Consider the following 6583-nt stretch of genomic DNA (forward strand, 5'->3'; position numbering starts at 1 on the left):
GTTGAGCATCTCTCCGGCGGGCCCCGCGATCGACGTGGCCCCAGGTAACCCGCCGCCATGGAACGACGGCTACGGCTGGATCGTCCACGGACCTTTATGACGACGAAACTCCGGCGACCTGGAACAGCGGGCCTCGTAACGTTCCTGCAGGCGACTGTAGTCGTGGTCGGGGAAGAGCACGGGGAGCGCCTCCAGCGTCCTGTCCAGCTGACTGACCATAGACCGGAACTCCCCTTCGCCGAGGTCAACCTCGGCGAAGAGGTACTGCCAGCCCGGGGCTCCCTTCATGAGGAGCAGGTTCTCCACGTAGGACTGGTAGTCGAGTTCCAGTAGCTCCAGCCTCTCGTGGTTCATGTCGTAGAACCACAGCTCCCGGCTTTGGGCGCCGAAAGGCACCCGCAACGCGGTCAGGCGGCCCGATCCGGGCTCCTCCTCCAGCGTCTTCAGCTCCCACCCCATCAGCTCCTGTTTCTCTGGGGGTAGCCGCTCATCCGTATAGGGCAGGCCGAAGTCGGACAGGCAGTTCCGGAGATCTTTGAGAGCGAACTCCCCGTAGAGATAGTGGTCATCGGTGTGCCATGCGACGTGGATGCGATCGGTGCTGAGCAGGTAGTCCCGGACGCCCTCGACAGCGTCGCCACCCCAGACGGAGCCGATCAGCACGGCGTCGTCAGCCGAGAGCTCCTGGGGCGGCCCTGATCCGATCTCGCAGGTGCGCATGACGACATCCGGCGTGGAACGGAGTTCCTCGATATGCGTGCGGACGCGGTCCTGGTAGTTCATGAGCGTAGATCCTTGCCTAGACCATCGACGTAGGCGCGCAGGGCCTTCTTGACCGTTCAGGTGAGCGCAAGCCCTACCCGAGCGACATATCCGTGCGTCCGCATTGGCCTGGCCCTTGCGACAGCAGTCACGCGCCGCGAATCACCAGATCATCCAGGATCTCCTCGAGCCACCGCACATGGCCCTCCAGTGCCCTGTCCTCATACTCGTGCGCCCTGTCAAGCGCCCGCATAGCCCGCTCGTAGTCCAGCTCCGGCGCCCACCGCTCCTCCGGCCGCGCCCGCTCCCGGAACTCGGCCAGTTGGCCGCGTCGAGCCTCAAGTTCTACCCGCACCAGCCCCACCACCTCGGCATCCGACAACAGCGCCCCCGCGAAGAGGAAGCGGGTGAGGAACTCGGGTTCGGCGAAGCGTGGAGTGGGCTGGTAGGGCGTGGCCAGCCAAGCCCGCAGTTCCTGATGACCGTCCGGCGTGAGCCGGTAGATCTTCGCGTCGGGCCGTCCCTCCTGCCGTTCGACGTCGAAGACCACCCAGCCCTGCTCGGCCAGCTTCGCCAGCGCCCGGTAGATCTGGCTCAACTGCGTGCTCGGACGGAAGATCCGGCCCAGCTCGGAGTCGAGCCAGCGCTTGAGGTCGTAGCCCGTCGCGTGACGCATGCCCAGGTAACCGAGCAGCAGGTGTTCGAACTTCACCTCCGCAGCATATGGCACTAGTCATATATGGCACGAGTCATATACCCTCACGCACACCTCTCCAGGAGCCGCCATGCAGACTGCCACGCGACCCTCCCAGGGATCGCTTCTGACCACGTTGATCCTGGCCGTCACGGCCTATCAACTGACCTTCACGATGGCCCTCCCCGCGCTGCCCGCCATCACCAAGGGCCTCGGCGGTGACCCGGGCGCGATCGGCCTGGCCCAGGCGCTCTCCGCCCTGGCCGGGGCGCTCGCCACCGTCTTCCTTCCGCTGTCCGACCGGTTCGGGCGGCGCAACGCCCTGCTCGCCGCTCTGCTGGCGTGCGTCTTCGGCTCGCTGCTGTGCGCTATCGCCCCCGGGCCAGGGGTGTTCACGGTGGGACGCGTCCTACAGGGCTTCAGCGTGGTCGCCATGCCGCTGTCCAACATCCTGACCCACCGGCACCTGCCCGCGGAGCGGTTCGGCCGCGCTCTTGGCCTGCTCAACATGGTCAACCTCGGAATCAGCGGCGCCGACACGATTCTGGCCGGATGGCTGGCCGACACCTACGGCTTCCGGGCCATCTTCTGGATCATGCTGGTCGTCCAGGCCGTGGCCGTGGTCACCGTGGCCAGGCTGCTGCCCGCCGACGAGCCCGACCGGCAGATTCGGCCCGACTGGGCCGGGATGACCACGCTGGCCCTCGGCGTCCTCGCCCTGCTGACCGCCGTCTCCAACAGCAGCACGTGGGGCTGGAGTTCCTCCCAGACCCTCGGCCTGCTCGCCACGGGTCTGGCGCTGCTGGCCGGGTTCGTCCTGGTGGAGAAGCGCTCGCCGCGGCCCATGATCCAGGTCGGCCACCTGTGCTCCCGCAGGACCTGGCCGCTCCTGCTGGTGCCGATCTTCGCGATGGGCGCGCTGGCCGGGCTGACGGCCTTCGCGCTGCCGATGTTCGGGCAGAACCCCGACGCCGGGCTCGGCCTGTCCGCGCTGGATTACGCGCTGCTGTGCAGCATTCCCGCCTCGGTGCTCTCCTTCGCCTGCGCTCCGTTCGCAGGCATGATCGCCCCGAAGGTCGGCTGGCGCACGCTGCTGCTGATCGGGCTCGTCGGCATGGCGGCGGGCATGGTCGTCCTGACCGCGTTCCTACCCGTCCTGTGGGCCGTGGTGATCTCCACGGCGCTGCTCGGCGCGCTGTTCTCCGGCTTCGCCTCCACCGCCGCCAACGGGCTGGCCGTCCTGCTCTCGCCCGCGGAGAACCCGTCGTTCCTACCGGCGATGATGTCGTGCGCGTTCTCCATCGGGGCCGCTCTGGGCATCTCGACCGCCGTCTCCGTGCTGACGGGCCTGGGCGGCACGAGCCAGTCGGCCTTCGTCGTCACCGTAGGCGTGCTCGCGGTCTTCTCGGTCCTGTCAGTGCTGGCCGGGGCCTTGGTGCCCGACCCCTCGCGGACGGAGGTGACCGCGTGAGCGAGCAGAAACTCCGGCTGGACGGCGGCGCCCACCAGATCCCCGCGATCTGGCAACCGGGTGCGCCCGCCGTCCTGCTGGTCCACGGCACCAACGGCAGCAAGGACGACGTCGGCGGCCTGCTCAGGCGGCTGGCCCACGCCCTGGCCGCCCGCGGCGTCGGCTCGCTCCGCATCGACCTGCCCGGCTGCGGCGAGAGCGACCTGCCGCAGAGCGCCTGCACGATCACCTCCCAGGTCGCCGACGTCACCACTGCCTTCCGCTGGCTCAGCGCCCGGCCGGAGACCACCGGCGTGGGCGTACTCGGCTTCTCCCAGGGCGCCTTCGTCACCGCCCAGGCCACCACCGCGATCACCCCCGACGCGCTGGCGGTTTGGTCGCCGATGAGCCGAGTGGGTGACTTCTTCACCGAACTACATGAGATCGCCAAACGGGACGGCTCCGCCCCGATGCCGCCCTCACCCGGCTTCTCGCCATGGCGGTTCGGCCTGGAGTGGTTTGAGACCGCGCTGGCCGCCCGACCCCTCACCGCGCTCGCCGCCTATACCAAGCCGCTGTTCGTGCTGGCCGCGGCCGACGACGACCTCACCGGTCCAGCACAGGCCAGAGAGCTGTTCGCTCACGCCGGTTCGCACCGGGCCCACCTGCGAGTGCTGTCCGACGCCGACCACATCTTCAACGTCCTGACCGACGACCAACACAAGGCCGAGGAAGCCATCACGCTGACCGCCGACTGGCTCGCCACCACGCTCAAGGAGACTCCATGATCAAGATCGACGGCGGCGGCTTCGACATCCCCGCCATCTTCGTCACCCCACAAGGCCGGGCCCCGTTCCCCGCCGTGGTGCTGCTGCACGGCACGATGTCGCAGAAGGACGAGGTGGGCGGCCTGTTCGCCCGGCTGGCCGTACAGCTGGCAGAGGCGGGCATCGCCTCCCTGCGCATCGACTTCCGGGGCTGCGGCGACTCCACCGAGCCGCAGACCGACATGACGATCACCACCGAGGTCGCCGACGGCACGGCGGCCCTCAACTGGTTGCGGGCACGGCCCGACATCGGCCCCCTGGCGTTGGCCGGATTCTCCCAGGGCGGGCTGATCGCTTCCCTGATCGCCGGGACCGACCCGCGCGTCGCCGCGCTGGTGCAGTGGGGCTCCGGAGCGATCAACATGATGAACAGTTACTTCGGCGACCTACGCGAGCAGGCCAGCCGCGACGGCCACGTCACGCTGGACATGCCCTGGCGGTCTTTCACCTTCTCCCGCGAGTGGTTCGACACCGCCGCCGCCACCGACGTCGAGGCCGTCATCGCGGGCTACCGGGGGCCACTCCTCTGCGTCGCCTGCGAGGGCGACGACATCGTGCCAAGCTCGGCCAGCCGCGCCCTGATCGCCGCCTCCTCCTCCACCGACGCGACCTTGAAGATCTTCGAGGGGGGCGACCACATCTTCGGTGTCCTCGAACCCGACCAGAGCAAGGGCGACTTCCTCAGCAAGGACCAATCGATTGCGGAACAGACCCTCGCCCTCACCACCACCTGGCTCAGTAAACGGCTCTCTCTCACCTGACCGGTTGCGCCTGGGAAGGTGACCGCCACCGGTGAACAGCCTGCCATGTCTCCCCCTTCATCCGGTTCACCTCTTGTAGCGAAAGCTGCATCGCCCTCCACAAGGGTCTTCGTCCGACCAGCCCGCCTTTCCCCATCCCAACGACGAAACGGACGTCAACTCGCGAACAGCTCTCTCATTGGGTGTTTCTTCCTTGAAGATGGTGAAAGATAGCAAGTCGACGACCCCGTAGCCCGGCTGTCGTACGAGCGGGCCGAGTACCTCTTCAAGCAGGCCACCAAGCGCTACGACCCGGCAGGCGGAGGGTTCACCCTGCATCGCCTGCGCCGCTCCCGGCTGACTCATCCAGGCAAGGGCGGCCTCGCCTGTCGCCGAATCCTGTCAGCAAGCGAGGGCGTTGACGCCGAGATGCAGGAAGGCGAGCGGAGGCCGGGCTGCGGGTCGGGCAGGCGGGTGAGCGGCCGGTTGAGGTGGAACGTCGGGGTGTGGTGACGGTGCCGCCGTGGGAGCCGAAGCTGGACCCGTCGGTGTTGCCGCGGGTGTATCGAGATGTGCTGGAGGTGCCGACCGATGCCGGTGGGGCGATGCGGGTGGGCAAGATCTCGATGGCGGTGGGGCAGGGTGGGTCGGCGGCCAAGGTGGAGAGGTTGCGCAGCAAGCTCACGCGGCTGGTCGAGCGGGGCTGGCTGACCGATCACCAGGAGGAATACGCACTCACCAGTTGATCGCTCAGGTCAGTAAGACCTAGCTGCACCCATCTCGAAGACGCGCAGAGAAGCGTTCCCTGAGCGGCTCGTAGTCGTGCTCGGGGAACAAGACCGGCAATGCGTCGAGCATGTTCTCCATTCGATCGCACACGCGCTCGAACTCCTCATTTCCCAGCGGCGCCCGGGTGAACAAGAACTGCCAGTCGAAGGCGCCCTTGGTCAGCTGAAGCATCTCCAGGTACTCACGGTAGCCGACGTCCATCCTCCAGGCACCGTAGCGAGGCTCGGCCACCCACCAGATTTCGGGTTCGCCCTCACACGGAAGCAGCCGTAGTGCGGCATAGTGACCCGTACCCGTGACGGGGTGGTCATCGATGGTGCGCAACTGCGATGACCGGAAAAGCTTCTTGCCCTCCCACGACTCGATCCACTCCCCCTCCAGCCCCGGGCTGCTCGCCCGCGCGATGTGGGTGAGGTAGAACTCACCGTTGACGTTCGGCCCCTCACTCTTCCACTGGCGTCCCAGCTCCCGAAAGCGCAGACCACACTGCTCCAGCGCGGCGGGCGCCTTGACCTCCTGCTCGCCCACGAGAGCCGCCCACGAGGCGGTGACATCGGTGAAATCCGTGTCGAGCTCTCCCTGGAAGGCGTAAAGGATCTTGATCCGGGGATGGTTGTCCAGGTCTCCGCAGACCTTGCGCCAGCCGGCCTCGTACGCCGTCAGTTCCGCCATCACGCACCGTCCAACGCTCTATGATCATCTAGTTGCCCGAAACGGTACAAGGCGGCAAACACCACAGCGGCCTGATCAACAACCTTCCGGCCCAACCGGTCCCTACAAGAGAGCCACACCCAATGGCTCCAGGTCGTCCAGGCGGTCCAGGGTTGGTGTGAGCAGGGGGAGTCGTGGCGGTTGAGCCGTCGACAGCGATCCGGTCGAGGACGAGGCGCGGGCACAGGTCTCCTCGATGATCACAGAGCGTCGCAACTCCATGGCCTGTGGTTCGAGGTCACGTCGTCTGGCACCGCAGGTGACGAACCCTAGTAGCACAGATAAGCGGGCACTATCCGTGGCAGCACCCGACCTCAACCAGCGCGAACGCCTGCCGCTCTCCGCTTCAAGATCATCCCAATGGGGTTGTGTCAACGGCCAAGCGCGTGTGGGTATGGCTCACTTTCCGTGATCAGTAGCCGTGCAGCACGCGGATGCGGAGAAGGTCGGGGTTAGCCCGCCCGTACATGATCCGTTTGATCATCTTGATGCGGTTGACGTTGCCTTCCACTGCCCCGGAGCTGTAGGGCAGAGTGAGTCCGGCTTTGACCGCCGCCCAGTCGCGACGAAGGCCGGCGACGAAGTCGCGTAGTTCACGGGCAGGGCTGGC

General features: G+C 67.0%; 8 protein-coding genes. 4 read left to right on the forward strand and 4 right to left on the reverse strand.

The window, feature by feature from the left end:
• Positions 1-69 precede the first annotated feature (69 nt).
• Complete coding sequence (locus tag ABT294_RS49755; RefSeq protein ID WP_350813563.1) at positions 70-783, reverse strand: hypothetical protein; 714 nt, start codon at positions 781-783, stop codon at positions 70-72.
• A gap of 127 nt (positions 784-910) precedes the next feature.
• A complete protein-coding gene (locus tag ABT294_RS49760; RefSeq protein WP_350813564.1) occupies positions 911-1474 on the reverse strand; it encodes a PadR family transcriptional regulator in 564 nt (187 codons plus the stop codon).
• Positions 1475-1547: 73 nt separating this feature from the next.
• On the opposite strand from ABT294_RS49760, the gene ABT294_RS49765 reads away from it, so the two are divergent.
• The 4 genes from ABT294_RS49765 to ABT294_RS49780 all read left to right on the forward strand — a co-directional run bounded on the left by ABT294_RS49765 (position 1548) and on the right by ABT294_RS49780 (position 5219).
• Positions 1548-2927, forward strand: a complete 1380-nt coding sequence (locus ABT294_RS49765; RefSeq protein WP_350813565.1) for an MFS transporter — start codon at positions 1548-1550, stop codon at positions 2925-2927.
• Positions 2924-3694, forward strand: a complete 771-nt coding sequence (locus ABT294_RS49770; RefSeq protein ID WP_350813566.1) for an alpha/beta hydrolase family protein — start codon at positions 2924-2926, stop codon at positions 3692-3694. Before ABT294_RS49765 ends, ABT294_RS49770 begins: the two co-directional genes overlap by 4 nt.
• Positions 3691-4494 carry an alpha/beta hydrolase family protein gene (locus tag ABT294_RS49775; RefSeq protein ID WP_350813567.1) on the forward strand — a complete coding sequence of 268 codons (804 nt, stop codon included), beginning with the start codon at positions 3691-3693 and terminating at the stop codon, positions 4492-4494. The genes ABT294_RS49770 and ABT294_RS49775 overlap by 4 nt, the downstream gene beginning before the upstream one ends.
• Positions 4495-4979: 485 nt before the next feature.
• The gene (locus tag ABT294_RS49780; protein WP_350813568.1) at positions 4980-5219 is read left to right on the forward strand and encodes a hypothetical protein; all 240 of its coding nucleotides are present in this window, start codon (positions 4980-4982) and stop codon (positions 5217-5219) included.
• A 19-nt stretch (positions 5220-5238) separates the two neighbouring features.
• On the opposite strand, the gene ABT294_RS49785 is transcribed toward ABT294_RS49780, so the two are convergent.
• Complete coding sequence (locus ABT294_RS49785) at positions 5239-5934, reverse strand: hypothetical protein (protein WP_350813569.1); 696 nt, start codon at positions 5932-5934, stop codon at positions 5239-5241.
• A 451-nt stretch (positions 5935-6385) separates the two neighbouring features.
• Positions 6386-6583 (reverse strand): transposase (locus ABT294_RS49790; protein WP_350813570.1); only part of this gene is annotated, 198 nt, incomplete at its 5' end.

This window comes from Nonomuraea sp. NPDC000554, from assembly GCF_040300065.1.
Taxonomy (GTDB): Bacteria; Actinomycetota; Actinomycetes; order Streptosporangiales; family Streptosporangiaceae; genus Nonomuraea.